At 69.9% G+C, this 20,293-nt stretch carries 17 protein-coding genes; 8 read left to right on the forward strand and 9 right to left on the reverse strand.

Translation table 11 applies throughout. From position 1 onward, the window contains the following. Nucleotides 1-40: 40 nt before the first annotated feature. Nucleotides 41-1,414: an endo-1,4-beta-xylanase gene (locus ORI60_RS44180; RefSeq protein WP_266043967.1), complete on the reverse strand. Its 1,374-nt coding sequence runs from the start codon at nucleotides 1,412-1,414 to the stop codon at nucleotides 41-43. A gap of 454 nt (nucleotides 1,415-1,868) precedes the next feature. Here ORI60_RS44180 and ORI60_RS44185 point away from each other — a divergent pair, with 454 nt between their 5' ends. Beyond that, on the forward strand, nucleotides 1,869-3,242 hold the full coding sequence (locus tag ORI60_RS44185; protein ID WP_266043968.1) for a glycoside hydrolase family 6 protein: 1,374 nt from the start codon (nucleotides 1,869-1,871) through the stop codon (nucleotides 3,240-3,242). Between the two features lie 47 nt (nucleotides 3,243-3,289). Here ORI60_RS44185 and ORI60_RS44190 read toward each other — a convergent pair whose 3' ends face one another. Continuing rightward, complete coding sequence (locus ORI60_RS44190) at nucleotides 3,290-5,452, reverse strand: RICIN domain-containing protein (protein WP_266043969.1); 2,163 nt, start codon at nucleotides 5,450-5,452, stop codon at nucleotides 3,290-3,292. On the opposite strand from ORI60_RS44190, the gene ORI60_RS44195 reads away from it, so the two are divergent. The 7 genes from ORI60_RS44195 (at nucleotide 5,439) to ORI60_RS44225 (ending at nucleotide 14,249) form a co-directional block, all read left to right on the forward strand. Then, complete coding sequence (locus ORI60_RS44195) at nucleotides 5,439-5,666, forward strand: hypothetical protein (RefSeq protein WP_266043970.1); 228 nt, start codon at nucleotides 5,439-5,441, stop codon at nucleotides 5,664-5,666. The two genes, ORI60_RS44190 and ORI60_RS44195, sit on opposite strands and share 14 nt — an antisense overlap. Before the next feature lie 295 nt (nucleotides 5,667-5,961). Beyond that, nucleotides 5,962-6,729 carry a FadR/GntR family transcriptional regulator gene (locus ORI60_RS44200; RefSeq protein WP_266043971.1) on the forward strand — a complete coding sequence of 256 codons (768 nt, stop codon included), beginning with the start codon at nucleotides 5,962-5,964 and terminating at the stop codon, nucleotides 6,727-6,729. Between the two features lie 142 nt (nucleotides 6,730-6,871). Next, nucleotides 6,872-7,909 (forward strand): LacI family DNA-binding transcriptional regulator, encoded by a 1,038-nt coding sequence (locus ORI60_RS44205; protein WP_266043972.1) that lies wholly within the window; start codon nucleotides 6,872-6,874, stop codon nucleotides 7,907-7,909. A gap of 173 nt (nucleotides 7,910-8,082) precedes the next feature. Next, nucleotides 8,083-9,096, forward strand: a complete 1,014-nt coding sequence (locus ORI60_RS44210) for a GDSL-type esterase/lipase family protein (protein ID WP_266043973.1) — start codon at nucleotides 8,083-8,085, stop codon at nucleotides 9,094-9,096. 39 nt (nucleotides 9,097-9,135) lie between these two features. Next, a complete protein-coding gene (locus ORI60_RS44215) occupies nucleotides 9,136-10,590 on the forward strand; it encodes a non-reducing end alpha-L-arabinofuranosidase family hydrolase (protein WP_266043974.1) in 1,455 nt (484 codons plus the stop codon). Between the two features lie 63 nt (nucleotides 10,591-10,653). Continuing rightward, nucleotides 10,654-12,291, forward strand: coding sequence for a glycoside hydrolase family 27 protein (locus ORI60_RS44220; RefSeq protein WP_266043975.1), 1,638 nt, complete (start codon nucleotides 10,654-10,656; stop codon nucleotides 12,289-12,291). After that, nucleotides 12,288-14,249: a family 43 glycosylhydrolase gene (locus tag ORI60_RS44225; protein WP_266043976.1), complete on the forward strand. Its 1,962-nt coding sequence runs from the start codon at nucleotides 12,288-12,290 to the stop codon at nucleotides 14,247-14,249. Before ORI60_RS44220 ends, ORI60_RS44225 begins: the two co-directional genes overlap by 4 nt. A gap of 4 nt (nucleotides 14,250-14,253) precedes the next feature. Here the strand turns inward: ORI60_RS44225 and ORI60_RS44230 are convergent, their stop codons facing one another. The 7 genes from ORI60_RS44230 to ORI60_RS44260 all read right to left on the reverse strand — a co-directional run bounded on the left by ORI60_RS44230 (nucleotide 14,254) and on the right by ORI60_RS44260 (nucleotide 20,293). After that, nucleotides 14,254-14,589, reverse strand: coding sequence for an anti-sigma factor family protein (locus tag ORI60_RS44230; RefSeq protein ID WP_266043977.1), 336 nt, complete (start codon nucleotides 14,587-14,589; stop codon nucleotides 14,254-14,256). After that, complete coding sequence (locus tag ORI60_RS44235) at nucleotides 14,586-15,095, reverse strand: sigma-70 family RNA polymerase sigma factor (RefSeq protein ID WP_266044000.1); 510 nt, start codon at nucleotides 15,093-15,095, stop codon at nucleotides 14,586-14,588. Before ORI60_RS44235 ends, ORI60_RS44230 begins: the two co-directional genes overlap by 4 nt. A gap of 12 nt (nucleotides 15,096-15,107) precedes the next feature. Next, entirely contained in the window at nucleotides 15,108-15,881 is a 774-nt protein-coding gene (locus ORI60_RS44240) for an enoyl-CoA hydratase/isomerase family protein (RefSeq protein ID WP_266043978.1), read from the reverse strand. Between the two features lie 10 nt (nucleotides 15,882-15,891). After that, entirely contained in the window at nucleotides 15,892-17,124 is a 1,233-nt protein-coding gene (locus ORI60_RS44245) for a hypothetical protein (RefSeq protein WP_266043979.1), read from the reverse strand. After that, the gene (locus ORI60_RS44250; protein ID WP_266043980.1) at nucleotides 17,121-18,650 is read right to left on the reverse strand and encodes an amino acid adenylation domain-containing protein; all 1,530 of its coding nucleotides are present in this window, start codon (nucleotides 18,648-18,650) and stop codon (nucleotides 17,121-17,123) included. The genes ORI60_RS44245 and ORI60_RS44250 overlap by 4 nt, the downstream gene beginning before the upstream one ends. A gap of 372 nt (nucleotides 18,651-19,022) precedes the next feature. Beyond that, nucleotides 19,023-19,187, reverse strand: coding sequence for a hypothetical protein (locus ORI60_RS44855; RefSeq protein WP_416234597.1), 165 nt, complete (start codon nucleotides 19,185-19,187; stop codon nucleotides 19,023-19,025). Nucleotides 19,188-19,207: 20 nt separating this feature from the next. Then, a complete protein-coding gene (locus tag ORI60_RS44260; protein WP_266043982.1) occupies nucleotides 19,208-20,293 on the reverse strand; it encodes an aldose epimerase family protein in 1,086 nt (361 codons plus the stop codon).

Genomic DNA, 20,293 nt, shown 5'->3' on the forward strand with positions numbered 1-20,293 from the left:
CACCCGTCCGCCGGAGCTGGCCGGTCGTGTGGTGCGGGAGTCAGCTCGCGGTGCAGGACGGGTTCAGCCCGGCTCCGCTTCCGCTGCCCTGGAAGCCGAACTCGGTGGACTGCCCGGCGGGTACGTTGCCGTTGTAGTCCACGTTGGACCAGTTGATGGTTCCGCTGGTGCCACTACCGCTGGCACTCCAGGAACCGGTGACCGTGCCGTTCGACAGCGTGGTGGTGACCCTCCAGCCGCTCAGGGCGCTGGAGCCGGCGGTGACCTTGATCGTGGCGACGAAGCCACCGTTCCACTGGTTCAGCGACACCGACGCGGTGCAGCCGCCCGGACCCGGATCGTTGCTCGTGGTCGTCGTGGTCGTGGTCGTGGTGGTGGTCGTCGTCGTGCCGGGATCAGCCGAGTTGAGCGCGTTGAGCACCGAGGTGTAGGCGGCCTTCTTGTTGCCGTTGCCGTCGAACAGCAGCGGGGTGCCGGAGGCGCGCCAGGAGTCGGTGTCGCGGATGCCCCACACGGTGATGCCGGTGCACCGCGCCACGGCGAGGCAGGCCCGCGTCACGCGGTCGTAGTTCGACGCCTGGGAACTGCCGGAGCCCTCGATGTCCAGTTCCGTGATCTGCACGTCGACGCCGAGGTTGGCGAAGTTCTGCAGGGTGGTCTGGTAGTTGGAGGGAACCGGGCTCTGGGCGTTGAAGTGGGACTGGAAGCCGACGCAGTCGATCGGCACACCGCGGGACTTGAAGTCCTGCACCATCCGGTAGACGCCCTGCGTCTTGGCGTGCGACCAGTCGTCGGTGTTGTAGTCGTTGTAGCAGAGCTTCGCGCCGGGGTCGGCTGCCCGTGCCGCGCGGAAGGCGGCCTCGATCCAGTCGTTGCCGGTGCGCTGGAGGTTGGAGTCACGACGCCCGCCGCTGCTGCCGTCGGCGAAGGCCTCGTTGACGACGTCCCAGGCGTAGATCTTGCCGCGGTAGTAGGTCGCGACCTGCGTGACGTGGTTGAGCATCGCGTTGCGCAGCGCGGAGCCGGACATGCTCTGCATCCAGCCGGGTTGCTGCGAGTGCCACGCCAGCGCGTGCCCGCGGATCCGCTTGCCCTGGGTGCGCGCCTGGTTCACGATGCGATCGGCGTTGCCGTAGCTGAACCGCCCCTGTTGCGGCTCAGTGGCGTCCATCTTCATCTCGTTCTCGGCCGTGACCATGTCGAACTCGCGGTTCAGGATCCCGACGTAGGTCGAGTCACCCAGCCTGCCCGCGGCGACCGCGGTACCGAAGTAACGACCGCTCTGCTGGGCCGCCGCGCCGAGGGTGGTCGCCGCGCTCGCGGCGGGAGGTGCGATCAGGGTGGCGCCGATTGCCGCTGTCACGACTGTGGCAATGATCGGGATCAGGGCCACTGACTTCGATGTCAGTCTCATCATTCACGCTTTCGCAGGAACACCCGTTGCGGGGTGTGATGGGCAGGGGCAGCTCATGAGGTCCGGTGCGCCAGTGCCGGAACCCGTTGAGTGACAAGGAGTGTTCCAGCTCGCTGTTCACGCTCACAAGAACGCGTTGTCGAATTCGACACCAAGTTGACTCGATCGGCGTACGAATGTAGGGGAGCGCTCCCAGTTCGAACGTCAAAACGTTTGAACGCGATCGTCGAACGGTATTGAAACCTCATTTTGCTAAAGTTAGCGCTAACATTTTTAGCATTGACGGACCGGTGTTCCGCAGCTACGTTGACCCGAACTCGTATTCGCTTTTCCGCGATGCCGGTCCGAAGTGGACCGAGTGCTCAGCTGTGCGCGGCACGCTCCGCGCGTCGTCTGTGAGAGCGCTCTCACGCATCGCGCCCATCCCCATGGCAACGACGCTGCGAGGACCTGAATGTCAGCAACTGTTCCGTCCCGAGAAGACACTGCGGCACCGAGGAGGCGGACGGCCGGCGCGTGCCTGCTCGCGTCCGCGCTCGTCGCCGGGGTCACCACCCTGGTGGTCAGCGGCGGCGCGACCGTCAGCGCGGCCGAGTCGGCGTTCTACGTCGACCCGTCGAGCTCGAGCGCGAGGTGGGTCGCCGCGAACCCGGGAGACTCGCGAGCCGCGGTCATCCGGGACCGCATCGCGTCGGTTCCGCAGGCGCGCTGGTACACCACGACCAACACCTCCACGGTGCGGTCGGAGATCAGCTCGTTCGTCGGCGCGGCGGCCTCCGCCGGCAAGATCCCGATCCTGGTGGTCTACAACATCCCCAACCGCGACTGCGGCGGCCCCAGCGGTGGCGGTGCGTCCTCCCACGCGGCCTACCGGGCCTGGGTGGACGAGGTGGCCGCGGGCCTGGCCGGCCGCCCGGCGACGATCGTGCTCGAACCGGACGTGCTGCCGCTGATGTCCACCTGCCAGAACACCGACCAGCAGAACCAGACCAAGGCGTCCATGGCCTACGCCGGCAAGAAGCTCAAGTCCGGCTCCTCGCAGGCGAAGGTGTACTTCGACATCGGCCACTCCGCGTGGCTGAGCCCGGCGGAGGCCGCGAACCGGCTGCGCGGCGCGGACGTCTCCAACAGCGCCGACGGCATCGCGACGAACGTGTCGAACTACCGCTCCACCTCCGACGAGGTGAACTTCGCCAAGAACGTGCTCAACGCCGTCGGCGACAGCCGCCTCAAGGCAGTGGTCGACACCAGCCGCAACGGCAACGGTCCGAACGGCAGCGAGTGGTGCGACCCGGCGGGACGCGCGATCGGCACCCCCAGCACGACGAACACGGGTGACTCGAGGATCGAGGCGTTCCTGTGGGTCAAGCTGCCGGGCGAGTCCGACGGCTGCATCGCGCCGGCCGGCCAGTTCGTGCCGCAGCGCGCCTACGAGCTCGCGATGGCCGCCGGTCCGATCACCACGACCACGACCACCACGACGACCACGACGACCACCACCACCGGCGGCAATCCCGGTGGTGGCTGCAAGGCGACCCACCGCGTGGTCAGCCAGTGGCAGGGCGGGTACACCGGTGAGATCGTGATCGAGAACCGCGGCCAGGCGATCAACGGCTGGACGTTCTCGTTCTCCGCTCCCGGCGTGTCCGTCACGCAGGGCTGGAACGGGACGTGGACCGACTCCGGTGACGAGGTCCGGGTGGCGAACACCGCCTGGAACGGCTCGCTCGGGGCCGGCGCCCAGCTGAGCATCGGGTTCAACGCGAACTACAGCGGTGGCACGCCGCCGTTCTCGTCACCGGTGCTGAACGGCGTCGCCTGCTCCTGAGGCGGTGAACGGGTCCCCGCACCAGCCGGTGCGGGGACCTCGCCTCGTCAACTCCGCAGGCTCCACTGCTGGTTCGTCCCGCCGTGGCAGGCCCAGAGGTGGATCAGCGTGCCGTTCGCGGTGCCGTTGCCGCTGGCGTCCAGGCACAGCCCCGACTGCGCGCCGGTGATGGTGCCGTCACCGTTCACGTTCCACTGCTGGTTCACGCCCCCGTGGCAGTCCCACAGGATCGCGGCGGTGCCGTTGGCCGTTCCACCACCGGAAGCGTCGAGACACTTGCCCTGCACGGTGAGCTGCCTGCTGGAGGTGTGGTTCCAGCGCTGGTTCGTGCCGCCGTTGCAGTCCCAAAGCCTCGCCTGGGTGTTGTTGGACGTGCCGGCGACGTCGAGGCAACGGCCCGACTGGGTGCCGACGACGGTGACGTTCTCCCGGCCGCCGCTGCTGCCGCCCGGACCAGCGTTGGCCATGACCGCCTGGGCTCCGGCCGGCCAGTTGCCGCCCGAGACGACGACGTTGTTGTTGACGACGTTGCCGCGGTCGCCGTTGGTCACGTTGGTGCTGTTGTTGGTCGACCAGTTGCCGGTGAGTGTCCAGTTGCCCATGTTCTCGCCGCCCCAGTAGTTGGCGGTGGCCCAGGTGCCGGTGGAGGAGAACACGTTGCCGGTCGCGCGGTAGTACTTGGAGCCCTCGTCGAAGTAGAGCCCGAACCACCCGTTGGTGCGCAGGCAGTGGTTGCCGCTGATCTCCGCGTTCGGGTTCCAGGCGAGCGTGTAGATGCAGCCGCCGTCGGTCATCTGCTGCATGACGTCGTGGACGTAGTTGTTGAGGAGCTTGTTGTTGGACGCGGTGGTGGGCGTCGAGTACCGCGGCTGGTAGTTGTACAGACCGCGGTTCGCGTAGTGGTTGCTGCCGCCCGCGTCGTTGGCTCCCCAGCCGTAGCCGAGGGACAGGCCGGAGTACGGCATGTTGTAGATCTCGTTGTGGGCCACGGTCGCCGTGCTGACGTAGGTGTTGAGCACCGACACGTTGCCGCGGTACTCGACGCCGAGGTCGTGGATGCGGTTGTGGCTGACCGTGATGTCCCGGTTGACCATCCGCTGGTCGCTCGGGTGGTGCGCGTCGGCTCGCACGCCGCCGACCACGACTCCGCCCGCCGAGTTGCGGGCGATCTCCGACCTGGTGACCGTGATGCCGGACGCGCCCAGTCCCACGCCGCTGGCGTGCGCGTTGGCGTCGTTGCCGATGCCGATCGCGGTCTGGCCGAGGTTGACGAACTGCGAGTCGGTGAAGGTGATGCCGCTGGCCGCCGAGACCTGGACCGCGGCGGGCATCTGGAACCAGTGCGGCCGCACCGCCTCGAACTGCGCGCAGCCCTGCTGGCACGAGTTGATCCGGTCGGCGGGCCAGCTCTGGTTGCCCGCCATGTAGGCGCCGGTCTGCTGGTCGGCGAACCCCTGGTTGCTGCTCGGGCCGAGCCACGACGTGCCGGTGAAGGTGATGCCGCTGAACGTGATGTTGCGCGCCGGGGCGTCGTAGGTGCCGCCGACGTTGACCAGTGACTGCAGCACCGGCAGCTCCACGCTGACGTTGCTCATGTTCTGCCCGGCCAGCGGGATGTAGTAGAGCGCTCCCGCGCCGGGGTTGAGGTACCACTCGCCCTGTGCGTCCAGGAACTCGTACGCGTTCGCCAAGTACAGCGGACCGGCCCGGTGCGGCTTGCTGAGCGTGTCGTAGCCGAAGGTGTTGTTGTTCCACGCGGGTTGCTGCATCGTGAGGAAGTTCCCCGCGATGCTCTGCACCGGCGAGTACCGGTCGGTGAACGAGTTGACGCTCTCCACCTCGACGCGGTTCTGGTTCGCCACGTTGTTCAGGTAGTTCAGCGCGCTGTTCGAGAAGCGCATGCCGGTGTCGGTGAACGTGAAGTCGGCGCGGTTCACCTGGGTCCGCGCGCGGGTCGCGATCGCACCGTTGACGTACAGCTGGCGGCTTTCGACACCGGTGCCGACGCCTGCCCGCCAGATGTTCCGGCCGGCGTCGGCCAGCGACCACCCGGTGACCGCCCTGGCGCCGCTGATGACGGGACGGGCCGACGCGGCGGCCTGCCACAGCACGCGGTACCCGTTGTTGCCGGAGTCCGCCGCGGTGAGCCGGAACGGCTCGGTGAGCCGGTAGGTCCCGCCGGCCAGCTCCACGACGATGTCACCGGACATCGACGCGTTGCGCGACCTCACCGCCGCCTGCGCTCCCGGCAACGAGCACGGTGCCGCGGCGGAGCAGGCGGTGCCGCTGCCCGAGGGCGAGGCGTGGAGGGTCGTGGTGGCCGCGGAGGCGGGGGGAGCGGTGGCGAGCGCGGCGATCACCGCCGCCGTGGCGGCGAGCGCGATCCGCCCGCGCGCAGCGGGGAACGAGGACGTGGACAAGTGACCTCCTGGTGGGTGTGGCCTGATCACCTCTCCCGCTGCGGCGGACGGGACAGCTCATGTCCTGTGTGGACGTTCGGGGTTCGTCGGGCCTGCCGGGGACCGCGCAGGCGGACCGGCTGGGACTTCGCGGCGACGGCACCCTGGAACGGGGCGTGCGGACGGGTCTCCGCGGACGGAGGGCGGGCGTCCGGGCCGGTTCAGGAACAACGCGAACGTAACTCGTATGACGTGTGACGTCAATGGTGTTACGTATACTGTCGGGTCCTGGCAACAGGTTGCGGCACAACGGAGGCGAGATGTCGGTGACACGTCCGGACCAGGATGCGGCCGCGACCCCCGGATGGACGCGGAGACCGGCGAACCTGGCCGCCGCGGTCACGGCCGAGCTCGTGCAACGCGTCGTGCGCGGTACCTACGCCGCCGGAACTGTGCTCCCGCCCGAGCCCGTCCTGTGCGAGACCTTCTCGGTGAGCAGGACGGTGATCCGCGAGGCGGTGAAGGTCCTGCAGGAGAAGGGCTTGGTGCGGGTGCGCCAGGGAGCGGGCACCACGGTCACCCCGATGGCGCAGTGGAACATGCTCGACGAGCTGGTGCTCGCCGCCGCCGTCGACGAGGACGAGAGCCTCGCGATCCTCGACGACGTGGTGGTGACGCGCAGGTTGCTCGAGTCGGACATGGCCCAGGTCGCTGCGCGCACCGCCGGTCAGGACACCCTGGACCGGTTGCGCGCCCTGGTGGACCGGATGGACGAGCTCGTCGGCGACACCCCCACCTACGAGGAGCACGACCGCCTGTTCCACGACACGATCATGCAGGCCTCGGGCAACCGCATCGCCCGAGGTGTGGTGCGGTCGCTGGAGAGGCAGGTCCTCAACTCCGCCGGCTACCACGGGCGCAGCGGCCGGGACATGTGCACGGCGTCCAACAGGGGGCACCGCCGCATCTGCGAGCGCATCGCCGCTCGCGACGAGGCCGGTGCGGCACAGGCCATGTTCACCCACATCACCGAGGCGTGGCTCGTGCGCCGCGGTGAGGCGGGAGACCCCGGTCGTCTGAAGCGGTAGAGCGCTCGTCGCCGGACGGTCCCCTCCGCCAGGACCGTTCGGCGCAAGGCGTGTGACCACAACCATTTCGTGGAACATCCGACCGGGAACGCGGTCGGGCCCGTACGGCACGGGAGGCGGATCTGCGGTGGGACGAACTCGCGTGACCCTGGCCGACGTCGCGGCGGCGAGCGGGGTGTCGGTGACGACGGCGTCGCTCGTGCTGACCGGACGTGCGCGCGAACTGCGCATCTCCGAGGACGCCGAGCGGAGGGTCCGTTCCACGGCCCAGGAGCTCGGCTACCGGCGCGCCTCCCTGGTGAGCGGGCCCCGTCCGGGACCGTCGCGGACGATCGGGTTCGTGCTCGACACCGTCACCTCGTCCGGACTGGCGGGCGAGGTCGTGAAGGGCGCGGTGGAGGCCGCCTACCGGCACGGGTTCATGCTGTTCGCCGGGGAGACGGGCGGCGACCCGGGGCTGGAGCGGTCGCTGGTCCAGGCGATGCGCGACCGGCGCGCGGACGGAATCGTCTTCGCCACGACGCACACGAGGGCGATCACGGTGCCGGAAGGCCTGTACCACGGGCCCACCGTGCTGCTCAACGCCACCGCCGAGGCCGGTCCCGCCATTCCGTCGGTGGTGTCCGACGAGGTGCAGGGCGGGCGCTCGGCGGCACGCCTCCTCGTCGAGGCGGGGCACCGCCACGGCGTTCACCTGATCGGCGCGGGACCGGGTGCCTACGACGTCCCGCCGCGCAGCATCGCGGCCGTGCAGCGCCTCATCGGGATGCGCGAGGTGTTCGCGGCCGCGGGCGTCGAGGTGGTGAGCGCACACCGCTGTCCCACGTGGACACCGGAGGACGGGTACGACGCGACCAGGGACCTGCTGCGACACCACCTGCCCAAGGCGCTGGTGTGCTTCGACGACCGCCTGGCGTTCGGGGCGTACCAGGCGCTCGGCGAGGCCGGGCTCGCGGTGCCGGGTGACGTCTCCGTGCTCGGGTTCGACGACCACCCGGTCGCCTCCTGGATGCGTCCCCGGCTGACCACCGTCGCCCTGCCGCACCACGAGCTCGGCGTGCAGGCGGTCGAGGTCCTGGTGGAGATGCTGGGACGGCGTGGGCGCGGGGCCCGGCCCGCGCTGATCCGCCGGGTGCCGATGCCGGTGCGCGAGGGCGGTTCGGTCGCGCGCCCGCGCTGACGAACGGCGGTTGTTCGCGTTAACAGCGGATCGCGCCAGCTTGCGACTTGCCAGGGTGAACAAACCGTTTTGCTAAAGGTTAGCGCTCACATTTTAGCTTTGACCCCGCACGACGGGGTCTTCTACATTGCTGGAAGCCGCCCCGCCGCTGACCGCTCGTCGAAAGGCTCATCATGCCGAGCCCGCTCAAAGCGCTGTGCGGTGCGCTGATCGCCACCCTGCTGGCCGCGTCGCCCGCCCTCGCCGAACAGTCCACTGTGGATGATCCGGCCGCCTCCGCCGACCCTGTGCGGGTGATGCCGCTGGGCGACTCCATCACGCAAGGCGGCTCCATCGGCGGTTACCGCCTCGACCTCGGCACCAAGCTGCGTGCCGCCGGACGCTCCGTCGACTTCGTGGGCTCGCTCGCGGACGGGCCGGGCTCCATGCCCGACCGCAACCACGAGGGCCACCCCGGCTGGACCATCGCGCAGGTCGACGCGGGCGTCGTGAACTGGCTGAGGACCTACACCCCGCGCACGATCCTGCTGCACATCGGCACCAACGACATGTACGGCAGCGATCCCGCCGGCGCACCGCGAAGGCTGTCCGCTCTGGTGGACAAGATCACCGCTCAGGCGCCGAACGCCGAGGTGTTCGTCTCGACCATCATCCCGATCCGCTTCGCCGACTCCACCGTGCGCGGCTACAACGCCGCCATCGTCCCGATGCTGCGGGCGAAAGCCGCGGCGGGCAAGCGGGTGCACGTCGTGGACATGTACCCGGCGGTGCCGATCGCCGACCTCCCCGACGGCATCCACCCGAACGCCGCCGGCTACAGCAAGATGGCGGCGGTCTGGTTCAACGCGCTGTCGTCGGTTCCCGGCAGCATCGGTGATCCTCCCGCGCCTGGCGGCACCTGCACGGCCACGTCGAGCGTCACGGGCACCTGGAACGGTGGTTTCCAGGCCGAGGTCACCGTCGCCAACCCCACCGCGTCCACCCTCTCCGGCTGGACGGTCCGGTTCACGCTCCCCAACGGGCACAGCGTGTCCCAGATCTGGGGCGGTGTCGCCAGCGGCTCGGTCACGGTCACCAACGCCCCCTACAACGGCTCGGTCGGCCCCGGCGCCTCGGTGACGTTCGGCTTCCTCGCGTCCGGTTCCGGTGCGCCGGCGGTCGGCACCGCTACCTGCGCCGGCACGTGATCTGAGCTCCTCCGCTCCCTCCGACGACGAAGGGTGATCATGTTCTTCGCACGATTGTTCACATCACGCCGAGCCCGGCTCACGGCCGTCGCCGCCGTCCCGCTCATCGCGGTGTCCGCGCTGGCCGCGGTGGCGGTGCCTCCCGCCGCGGCCGCACCGGGCTGCTCGGTGACCTACTCCGCACCGTCGCAGTGGGACGGTGGCTTCACGGCGAACGTCAGCGTCACCAACCTCGGTGACGCCGTCAACGGCTGGACGCTCACCTGGGGCTTCTCCGCGGGCCAGCAGGTGAAGCAGGCCTGGAACGCCGACGTGACCCAGTCGGGGAGCGAGGTGACCGCCCGCAACGTCTCGTACAACGCGGCGATCCCGACCGGTGGCCGGGTCGAGTTCGGTTTCAACGGTTCCTCCACCGGGTCGACGAACCCGAACCCCACGGCGTTCACGCTCAACGGCACCCTGTGCACCGGTGACGTCGGCCCCACCACGACGACCACCACGACCACCACGACGACGGGCAACCCGCCCGTGGGCAGCCTGCCGTCGAGCTTCCGCTGGAACTCCAGCGGCGTGCTGATCAGCCCGAAGCCGGACGCCACGCACCCGAACGTCGCGGTGAAGGACCCGAGCGTCATCTACCACAACGGCAAGTACCACGTGTTCGCGTCGACGTACACCAACGGCTACAACCTGATGTACACCAGTTTCAGCGACTGGTCGCAGGCGTCGGCCGCACCGCACTACTACCTCGACCGCTCCGGCATCGGAGGCGGGTACCGGGCCGCACCGCAGGTGTTCTACTTCGCGCCGCAACGCCTCTGGTACCTCGTCTACCAGACCGGGGACAACGCGTCGTACTCCACGACCACGGACATCTCCAACCCGGCGTCGTGGTCCACGCCGAAGAACTTCTACGCCGGCGGGATGCCGCAGATCATCCGCGACAACATCGGCAACGGCTACTGGGTCGACTTCTGGACGGTGTGCGACACCGCGAAGTGCTACCTGTTCTCCTCCGACGACAACGGTCACCTCTACCGGTCGGAGACCAGCCTCGCGCAGTTCCCGAACGGCTTCACCAACACGGTGATCGCCATGCAGGACAGCAACCGCAACCGGTTGTTCGAGGCGTCCAACGTCTACAAGATCGCCGGCAAGAACCAGTGGTTCCTCGTGCACGAGGCGATCGGCTCCGACGGCCGCCGCTGGTTCCGCTCCTGGACCGCGCCCTCCATCACCGGACCGTGGACCGCACTGGCCGACAGCGAGTCGAACCCGTTCGCCCGCGCGAACAACGTGACGTTCCCGGGTGGACAGTGGACGCGCGACATCAGCCACGGCGAGATGGTGCGGACGAACGTCGACCAGACGATGGAGATCAGTCCCTGCAAGCTCAGCTACCTCTACCAGGGCATGGATCCCAACGCCGGGGGTGAGTACAACCGGCTGCCCTGGCGGCTCGGCCTGCTGACCCAGACCAACTCGACCTGCTGAGTGCAGGACCGACGCCGCCGGGCACGCGCACCGGCGGCGTCCCCCTGCGAGAAAGGGGCAACGATGCCCTCCTGGTCCAGGAAACTCACCCACCTCGCCGCCGTCCTGCTGGCGGCGATGGCGACCGTCACCGCGAACCCCGCCGCCGCGCCCGCCGCTCCCGGCAGCCCGGCGCTCACCCCACCGCTCGGCTGGAACAGCTGGAACAGCTTCGGCTGCGGCATCACCGAGGGCCAGGTCCGCCAGGCCGCCGACGCGATGGTGTCGTCGGGCATGCGCGACGCCGGCTACCAGTACGTCGTCGTGGACGACTGCTGGTTCGACCCGCAGCGCGACTCCGCCGGCAACCTGCGGGCGCACCCGTCGAAGTTCCCGAGCGGGATGAAGGCGCTGGGCGACTACATCCACGCCCGCGGCCTCAAGTTCGGCATCTACCAGGCGCCGAACGAGAAGACGTGCGCGCAGGGCACCGGCGCGCACCCCGGTTCGACAGGCAGCAAGGGCCACGAGGTCCAGGACGCGCGGATCTTCGCGTCCTGGGGCGTGGACTACCTGAAGTACGACTGGTGCTCGGGTGCCGGCACCCGCGACGAGCAGATCGCCCGGTTCACGATCATGCGCGACGCCCTGCGCGCCACCGGCCGCCCGATCGTCTACAGCATCAACTCCAACAGCTTCCACGCTCCCACCGGTGACCGGTACGACTGGAGCGAGGTCGCCGACCTGTGGCGCACCACCGAGGACCTGCTGGACATCTGGCAGAACGGCAACACCAACAGCTACCCGATGGGCGTGGGCAACGTCGTCGACATCACCGCCCCGCTCGCCGTGCAGTCCGGTCCCGGCCACTGGAACGACCCGGACATGCTCGTCGTCGGACGCCCCGGTCTCACGCTCACCGAGTCGCGGTCGCACTTCACGCTGTGGGCGCTGATGGCGGCGCCCCTCATGGCGGGCAACGACATCCGCACCATGTCCGCCGACGTCAGCGCGATCCTGCGCAACCAGCGCCTGATCACCGTGAACCAGGACGGCCTCGGCGCGGGCGGGCGCCGGGTGCGCGACGACGGCGCCACCGAGGTGTTCGCCAAACCGCTCTCGGACGGCTCAGTGGCCGTCGGCTTGTTCAACCGCGGCGGCGGCACCGCCACCATCGCCACCACGGCCGCCCAGATCGGCCTGTCCGGAGGGAGCTTCACGCTGACCGACCTCTGGACCGGCGGCACGTCCAGCACCTCGGGCGCGATCTCCGCCTCCGTTCCGGCGCACGGCGTGACCGCGTTCCGGGTGACCGGCGGCAGTCCGCTGCAGAACACCACCTCGCGGTTGCGCGGAGCCGGCTCGAACCGCTGCCTCGACGTCGAGAACCAGTCCACGGCGGCCGGGGCCGCGGTCGTGATCCAGGACTGCCTCACGCCGGCCTCCCAGCGGTGGACGTCCTGGGCGAACGGCGAGATCCGCGTGTTCGGCGACAAGTGCCTCGACGCGTACGACCAGGGCACCGCCAACGGCACGAGGGTCATCGTCTGGCAGTGCAACGGCCAGACGAACCAGCGCTGGACGCTGGGCTCCGACGGCACGGTCCGCAACACGAACGCCGGCCTGTGCCTCGACGTCGAACGGGCCGCGACCGGCAACGGCTCGAAGCTGGTGCTGTGGACCTGCAACGGCCAGACCAACCAGAGGTGGTCACGATCATGAGGTGGGCTCCCGTCGCGGCGGCGGTGTCCGCCCTCACGCTCGTGGCCGCGGGCCTCGCCGCGAGCACGACCGCCCAGGCCGCTCCCGGCTGTTCGGTCACCTACACCAAGACCTCCGAGTGGCAGGGCGGCTTCGGCGCGTCCGTGTCCATCACCAACACCGGGGACGCGATCACCGGCTGGACGCTCGAGTGGGCGTACGCCTCCGGCCAGCAGGTCGGGCAGCACTGGAACGCCGTGATCACGCAGAGCGGCGGCGAGGTCAGCGCGCGCAACGCCACCTACAACGGGTCCGTGCCGACGGGCGGCAAGGTCGAGTTCGGGTTCAACGGTACGTCCGGTGCCGCCAACCCCGACCCGGTGTCGTTCCGCCTCAACGGAACCACCTGCAACGGCGGCGGCACGGACCCGACCACCACCACCACGACAACGACAACGACGACCACGACGACACCCCGGCCGGCCTCGTTCAGCAACCCGGTGCTGTGGCAGGACTTCGCGGACATCGACATCATCCGCGTGGGTGACGCGTACTACTACTCGGCGTCGACCATGCACTACTCGCCGGGGGCGCCGATCCTGCGTTCCTACGACCTCGTGAACTGGGAGTTCGCCGGGCACTCGGTGCCACGCCTGGACTTCGGCGCCAAGTACGACCTCAACGGCAGCAGGGCGTACGTGCGCGGCATCTGGGCGTCGTTCCTCAACCACCGCAAGAGCAACAACACCTTCTACTGGGGCGGGTGCGTCGACTTCGCCCAGACCCACATCTACACCGCCCCGGCCGTGGACGGGCAGTGGTCGAAGCTGTCGACGATCAACAAGTGCTACTACGACGCGGGAATGCTGGTCGACGACAACGACACGATGTACGTGGCGTACGGCAACACCACGATCAGCGTCGCGCAGCTGTCGCCGGACGGGAAGTCGGAGGTGCGGTCGCAACAGGTGTTCCAGACGCCGTCCAACATCGGCACCCTGGAAGGTGCGCGGTTCTACAAGCGCAACGGCAGCTACTACATCTGGCTGACCAGGCCGGCGAACGGCCAGTACGTGCTCAAGTCGTCGAGCCCGTGGGGCCCGTACACCGTCCAGCAGGTGTTGCTGAACATGCCCACGCCGATCCCGGGCGGGGGAGTCCCGCACCAGGGCGGCATGGTGCAGACGCAGAACGGCGACTGGTACTACATGGCCTTCGTGGACGCCTACCCCGGCGGCCGGGTGCCGGTGCTCGCGCCGATCACCTGGACCTCCGACGGCTGGCCGCGCATCACCACCGTCAACGGCGGCTGGGGCGCGAACTACCCGATGCCGAACCTGCCCCCGCCACCGCGCCAGGTCAAACCCATGACCGGGGTGGACACCTTCGACGGCACGAGACTCGGGCCGCAGTGGGAGTGGAACCACAACCCGGACACCACGAAGTACAGCGTCAACAACGGGCTCAGGCTGTCCACGGCGACCGTCACCAACGACCTGTACAACGCCCGCAACACCCTCACCCACCGAATACAGGGGCCGACGTCCACGGCCACCGTCACGCTCGACCTCGCCTCGATGCGCGACGGTGACCGCACCGGACTGGCGATGCTGCGCGACTCCTCGGCGTGGATCGGGGTCAAGCGCGACAACGGCCGCAACCGCGTGGTGATGGTCAACGGCCTGACCATGGACAGCAGCTGGAACACGACCGGAACCGGCACCGAGGTCGCGAGCGCGAACCTCACCGGCACCCGGATCTGGTTGCGCGCCAACGCCGACATCCGTCCGGGCAGCGGAAGGCAGGCCCGGTTCTCCTACAGCACGGACGGTGTGAACTTCACGTCGCTGGGCAGCGGCTTCACGCTGAAGAACGAGTGGCAGTTCTTCATGGGCTACCGGTTCGGCATCTTCAACCACGCCACGCAGGCGCTCGGCGGCTCGGTCGGGGTGCAGCGCTTCGAGCTGTCCACTCCCTGACAGGTCAGAGGTAACAGCAGAACAGCACACCGAGCACCGCACCGGTCACGGCGGCGACGAGAACCGTCGCCGCCGTGACCACGCGCCGTCGCCGCCGCACGGCCCGGACGAGCCGCGGCAGGACGGTGGCGGGCACCTCCGGATCGGTGCCCAGCGACTGGACGGCCCACGCCTCCGGCACACGGGACAGCAGGCCCGTGATCCCCGCCAGCCCGCAGACCTCGCGCTCGCACGAGGCGCACTGCGCGAGGTGCTCCTCGTAGGCGAGCCGCTCCGCGGTCGACAACGAGCCCAGGACGTAGGCGCCGTCCCACTCCCGGAACGGATCCGGTGTGCTCACCGCCCCGTGACCCCGTTCTCCTGCAGCGCGAGCCTCAGCGCCCGCAGGCCGTAGTGCAGCCGCGACTTCACGGTGCCCTGCGGCACCTCCAGCGCCTCGGCGAGCTCCGCGATGGACTCACCCCGGTAGTAGGCCCGCACGATCACCAGCCGGTGCTCCGGCTTGAGCGTGGACAGCGCGTCGGCGACGAGCCAGGCGTCGAGCGTGGAGTCGGTGTGGTCGGCCCGCGAACGCTCGGGCAGGCTCTCCGACTCGACCTCCCACCGGGCGCGGGCGCTGCGCCTCTCGTCGATGGCGCAGTTGCGCGCCACGGCGTAGAGCCACGCCTTGGACGCCGACGAACCCTGCTCCAGGACCTCGGGATGGCGCCAGGCGCGCAGCAGGGCCTCCTGGACGATGTCCTCGGCGAGTTGCTCGTCGCCGGTCAGCCGCAGGGCGTACCGCCACAGGGCGGCGGCGTGACCGTCGTGCAGCGCGCGCAACAGGGCGATGTGGTCGTCGTTGATGGCGCACCCCGCCTACGTGCGGAACACCGGGGAGCGCTTGCCCAGGAACGCCGCTGTGCCCTCACGCATGTCGTCGGTGGTGAAGGTGTGCCGGAACGCCTCCAGCTCGGCGTGCAGCCCCGGGCCGACGGGCAGGCCGTCCGCGGCGTTGATCACCGCCTTGCACGCGGTGACGGCGGCTGGGGAGTTGGCGGCGATGTCCGCGAGCACCAGCCGTGCGGCGGTGAACATCTCCTCGCGGGTGTCGAAGACCTGGTTCACCAGCCCGGTGCGGTGCGCCTCCGCCGCGTCCACCCGCCGGCCGGAGTAGATCATCTCGCGGGCCCGCGCCACCCCGACCCGCCGGAACAACCGGACGCAGCCCCCGAAACCGGGGATGAGTCCCAGGAGCACCTCCGGCTGTCCGAAGACGGCCTTGCGGGTGGCGTAGACGAAGTCGCACGCCAGCGCCATCTCGCAGCCGCCGCCGAGCGCGTACCCGTCGACGCAGGCCACGACGGGGACGGGGAGCCGTTCCAGCAGGCACGTCACCTCCTGGCCCAGCGCGCCGAACGCCTCGCCCTCCTCGGCGGTCATGGCGGCCATCTCGCGGATGTCGGCGCCGGCGATGAACGCGGGTCCCTCGGATCCCGTGAGCAGCACCGCGCGAGGACCCGAGAGGGTCGAGAGCAGGTGGCGCAGCTCGGTGAGGGTCCGCTGGGACAGGGCGTTGCGGGCGTGCGGCCGGTGCACGGTCACCGTCAGCACGCCGCCCTGCTCGTCGAGCACGAGGTTCTGGTAGTCCACAGTGGTCTCCTCACGAGTCCCAGATCGCGCCGTAGGCGGGGATTCCCCTGGCCTCCAGCTCTTCGACGACGTGCCAGGTGGTCTGTTCGTTCGAGATGCAGATGACCGCTTCCGCGTCGAAGCGCCGGCACGCGTCGTGCGCGAGGGCGACGAGGTCCGGCTTGCCCTGACCGGCGGTGTCCCAGACGACGGCGCCGGGCTGCGCGCCGAGGATCTCGTCGACCAGCGCGTCCCCGTAGGTGCGGCGCGGGTCGCGGGTCGACCACACCAGCGCGGCGGGTGCCGTGCGGGCGAGCAGGTGGGGCAGGCAGGGGCCGATGCCGCTGCCGGTGGCCACCCACACGACGCGGTGGAACAGCTTGTCGATGTTGCCGACGCCCGCGGTCGGGATCCCCTTCACCCACAGGTGGCTCGGCTGGTCGGCGATGAGCTTCGCCGTCCAGTCACCGGCGCGGGAGATGGTGAGCCGGAAACCGGAGCGTCCCGGAGCGGGGACGTTCGCGAACGAGTGCCATTCGAGCAACGGGCTGCGGCTCACCGCTGTCGAGGAACCCGCGAACGGGGTGACGCCGTGGTCGAACGACACGAGCGCGACGTGCGGGGACGGGCTGACGATCCGCACCGGCACGCGCCGCAGCCGCAGCCACGGCAGCGCGACGCTGACCGCCACGACGGCGAGCGGCCAGAGGAACACGGGGTTCGAGACCGCGGCCAGCACCGCGAACAGCACGAGCACCGTCCAGCCGCCGAACCGGTGCGACCGCTCGAAGAGGTCGTGGTGGCGCGCGCGGAGCCGGGGGAGCGCGAGCACCGTCATCACGCCGAGCAGGGCGAAGATCGTCCAGCTCAGCGCGGTCGGCAGCGTGCCGCGCGCGGTGACGGCGAGTGGCAGGAACCAGGCCACGGCGCAGAGGGCGGCACCGACGTGCAGGCCGCCGAAGTGGTAGACCTTGCCCAGCGTCCACCGCACGCGCAGCGGCCAGTGCTTCGGCGCGCTGGTGGCCAGCCGGAACAGCAGGTTGATCACCAGCTGCTGCCGGACCAGCGCGGCGAGCGTCACGTTGGCGACCACGAGCGCGGTCAGCACGTCCCGCTCGCCCCGCCAGTCCCCGGCGACCGCGCAGACCAGGTTGGCGAGCACGACGGCCGCCGCGAGCCGGTTGTGGTGGGTGAAGGGGCGCCGGCGCAGGACCGCGCGGAGCGAACGCTCCGCCGGTGGCAGGACGACCTCGTGCACCGTCATGCCACGGGCTCCCGCCGCAGTCCGTCCACGTGGGACAGCAACGCGCGCCGGTCGATCTTGCCGCGATCGGTCGTCGGCAGCGCGTCGACGGGGACGATCAACGTCGGCACGCAGTAGTACGGCAGCCGTTGCGAGACCGCCCGCCGCGCCCGCTCCGGCGCCGCAGTGGCGGGGCTGATGAACCCGACGAGCTTCCCGTCGTGCACCACGGTCGTGGCGCGGTCGCAGTCCTCCGCGCGCTCCAGCGCCGCGGTGACCGCGTCGAGCTCGACGCGGAATCCGCGCACCTTGACCTGGTCGTCGGTGCGGCCGCGGTGCTCGAGCCGGCCTTCCCGTGTCCACCTTCCGAGGTCGCGTGTCCGGAACATGACGTGGTCGCCGCCGAGGAACGGATCCGGGCGGTACCGCTCGGCCGTGAGGTCGAGGTCGCCCAGGTACCCCGCCGTCACGCAGGCGCCACCGGCCCACATCTCACCGACAGCGCCGATGGGGCACGGCAGCAGGTCGTCGTCGAGCACGTACACGGTCGTGTTCGGCACCGGCCTGCCGATGGTGAGCGGCCCGCCGCCCGGTTCGTAGCGGTGCACGGTGTTGACGATGGTGACCTCGGTGGGACCGCACGCGTTGTAGAAGGCCACGCGGCGGGCCCACACGTCGGCGAGGGCCTGCGGGCAGCGCTCGCCGGCGACCGCGACGGTGTGCACCCGCCGGCACGCTTCGGGATCCAGCGTCGCCAGCACGCTGGGCGTGGCGATCACGACGTCGACCGTGCTCGCCGTCCGCGCGAGGTCGTCGCCCCGGATCACGAGCGTGCCGCCGTTCGCGAGCGTGCCGAGGATCTCCCACATCGCCATGTCGAAGGCGATGTTGAGCAGCTGGGACACCCTGGTCCCCGGTCCGACGCCCAGGGAGCCGGGCGCGGTGAGCAGGACGTTGCACAGGTTGGCGTGCGAGACCCGCACGCCGTTGGGCCGCCCGGTGGTGCCGGAGGTGAAGATGACGGCGGCGATGTCCGACTCCGCCGTGAAGGTGCGGCAGTACGCGCCGGCGTCGGGCAGGGTGTCGATCGTGATGATCGTGGCCAGGTGCGGGGGCAGCGACGGTGCGTCGGCGGTCGTCGTGAGCACGACGTCGACGTGCGCGGCCCGGACGATGTGCCGCAGGTGGGCCTCGGGCGTGATGCGCACGTCCTGCGGCACGTAGGCCGCCCCCGCCTTGAGCACCGCCAGGACGCCCACCACCATGGAGATCGACCGCGTCAGGAACAGGCCCACGTGGTCGCCGGGGCGGACGCCGCCGCGGACCAGCAGCTCGGCGAGCAGGGTGGCTCTGGCGTCGAGCTCCGCGTAGGTCAGGGACTCGCCGAGGTGTTCCACGGCGGTCAGGTGCGGGTGACGCGTCGCGTGCGTCTCGAAGGCGTGGTGGACGTGGTCGGACGGAGGGGTCCGGACGGGACCGGCGCCGAACACCTGGAACAGTTCGCGGTCGGCGGGGGACAGGCCGAACAGGGCGGATTCCTCGAACACGGCTGTCACGACAGGTGCCCTTTCGTGAGCGGTGCGTGGGCAACCGCTTGAACGAGACAGCCCGTCGGGAAGTTCACGTGGTGTCGAATCGCCCGTCGAATCGAAAGTGCTTGCTGCGCAATGCTTTTCCGCACGCACCACGTCGCGCTGTCCCGTCACCCAGACGGGTGATCAGCTGCTCCTGCGTTTGTCATGGTCGTCTGCGCATATGAGCATCTGTCCTATGACGACTGTCGAGCACGCTCCCGCGGAACTGCACCGCCACACCCACGGTCCCGGGTGCGGGCACGACGCCCTCGTGCACCGCGACCACGTGGACTACCTGCACGACGGACACCTGCACCGCGAACACGTGACGGATCGCGGTGTGCACTACGACGAGTGCGACAAGTGCAGGTGCGCGCACTGCACGGACTCCTGCGCGCAGTGCGACTGCTCGGAATGCGACTGCCCGACCTGCAACCACGCCCAGTGCGCGTGCGACGGGTGCGCCGACTCGTGCGCCAACTGCACGTGTGCCGAGTGCAGCTGTCCCACGTGCAGTCACGCTGCCTGAGTCAGTCCGCAGTGGACAGTTGGAAGACCGTCTCCTGGTGGTAGACGTCGCCGGGCCGCAGCACCGTGCTGGGGAAGTCCGGGCGGTTCGGCGAGTCCGGGAAGTGCTGCGCCTCCAGGGCGAAGCCGGTGCCGGGTCCGTACGGGCGGCCGCTGGTGCCGACCAGGTCCCCGGTCAGGAAGTTGCCCGAGTAGAACTGCAGGCCGGGCTCGCTGGTCCACAGGGTCAGCAGGCGCCCGGAGGCGGGGTCGCAGGCCTGCGCGGCGAAGGTCGCGCCGGACGAGTCCAGCACCCAGTTGTGGTCGTAGCCTCCCGCGATGCGCAGCTGGGGGTGGGCCGCGCGGATGCGGGAGCCGATCGCGGTCGGCAGCCGGAAGTCGAACGGCGTCGCCTCGACCGGCACGGGCGCCCCCACCGGGATCAGCGTCTCGTCGACGGCGCAGTACCGGCTCGCGTTGAGCATGAGCGACTGGCGGTGCACGTCGCCGCTGCCTTCCCCGGCCAGGTTCCAGTAGGTGTGGTTGGTCATGTTGAGGACGGTGGGCGCGTCCGTCGTCGCGCGGTAGGTGATGCTCAGGCGGTTGTGCCGGTCCAGCCGGTACGTCACCTGCGCCTCCACCGTTCCGGGGAAGCCGCCGTCCCCGTGCGGGCTCACCAGTTCGAGCCGCACGCCCACGCTGTCCGTCTCGTGCAGCTCGGTCGCGGACCACACCCGCGTGTCGAAGCCCGCCGGCCCGCCGTGCAGGCTGTTCGGCCCGTTGTTGAGCGGGAGCCGGTGCTGGACGTCGTCGAGGGTGAAGGCGCCGCGGGCGATCCGGTTGGCGTACCGGCCGATCACGGCGCCGAAGAACACCCTGGCCGCGCCGGGCTGGTTGTTCGCGACGTAGTCGTCGAGCGAGGAGAACCCGAGGACGACGTTGGCGGGAACGCCGTGGCGGTCCGGTGCCTCCAGCGACTGGATCACACCGCCGTAGTCCAGCACCCGCACGGTGAGGCCACCCGGCCACGCCAGGACGTACCGGTGGACGTCGGTGCCACCGGTACGTCCGAACAGTTCCCGGCGTAGCTCGGGTTCCCGCTGCGACAT

Origin of the sequence: Lentzea sp. NEAU-D7, assembly GCF_026242055.1 — a bacterium.
Classification (GTDB): Bacteria; Actinomycetota; Actinomycetes; order Mycobacteriales; family Pseudonocardiaceae; genus Lentzea.

Bases quoted from the DNA above. Each gene is read 5' to 3' on its own strand.
- ORI60_RS44260 (WP_266043982.1), bottom strand. From the start codon at position 20,293: ATGTCGCAGCGGGAACCCGAGCTACGCCGGGAACTGTTCGGACGTACC.
- ORI60_RS44220 (WP_266043975.1), top strand. From the start codon at position 10,654: ATGCCCTCCTGGTCCAGGAAACTCACCCACCTCGCCGCCGTCCTGCTG.
- ORI60_RS44200 (WP_266043971.1), top strand. From the start codon at position 5,962: ATGTCGGTGACACGTCCGGACCAGGATGCGGCCGCGACCCCCGGATGG.
- ORI60_RS44215 (WP_266043974.1), top strand. From the start codon at position 9,136: ATGTTCTTCGCACGATTGTTCACATCACGCCGAGCCCGGCTCACGGCC.
- ORI60_RS44245 (WP_266043979.1), bottom strand. From the start codon at position 17,124: ATGACGGTGCACGAGGTCGTCCTGCCACCGGCGGAGCGTTCGCTCCGC.
- ORI60_RS44190 (WP_266043969.1), bottom strand. From the start codon at position 5,452: ATGTCCGGTGACATCGTCGTGGAGCTGGCCGGCGGGACCTACCGGCTC.
- ORI60_RS44195 (WP_266043970.1), top strand. From the start codon at position 5,439: ATGTCACCGGACATCGACGCGTTGCGCGACCTCACCGCCGCCTGCGCT.
- ORI60_RS44185 (WP_266043968.1), top strand. From the start codon at position 1,869: ATGTCAGCAACTGTTCCGTCCCGAGAAGACACTGCGGCACCGAGGAGG.
- ORI60_RS44210 (WP_266043973.1), top strand. From the start codon at position 8,083: ATGCCGAGCCCGCTCAAAGCGCTGTGCGGTGCGCTGATCGCCACCCTG.
- ORI60_RS44225 (WP_266043976.1), top strand. From the start codon at position 12,288: ATGAGGTGGGCTCCCGTCGCGGCGGCGGTGTCCGCCCTCACGCTCGTG.
- ORI60_RS44180 (WP_266043967.1), bottom strand. From the start codon at position 1,414: ATGAGACTGACATCGAAGTCAGTGGCCCTGATCCCGATCATTGCCACA.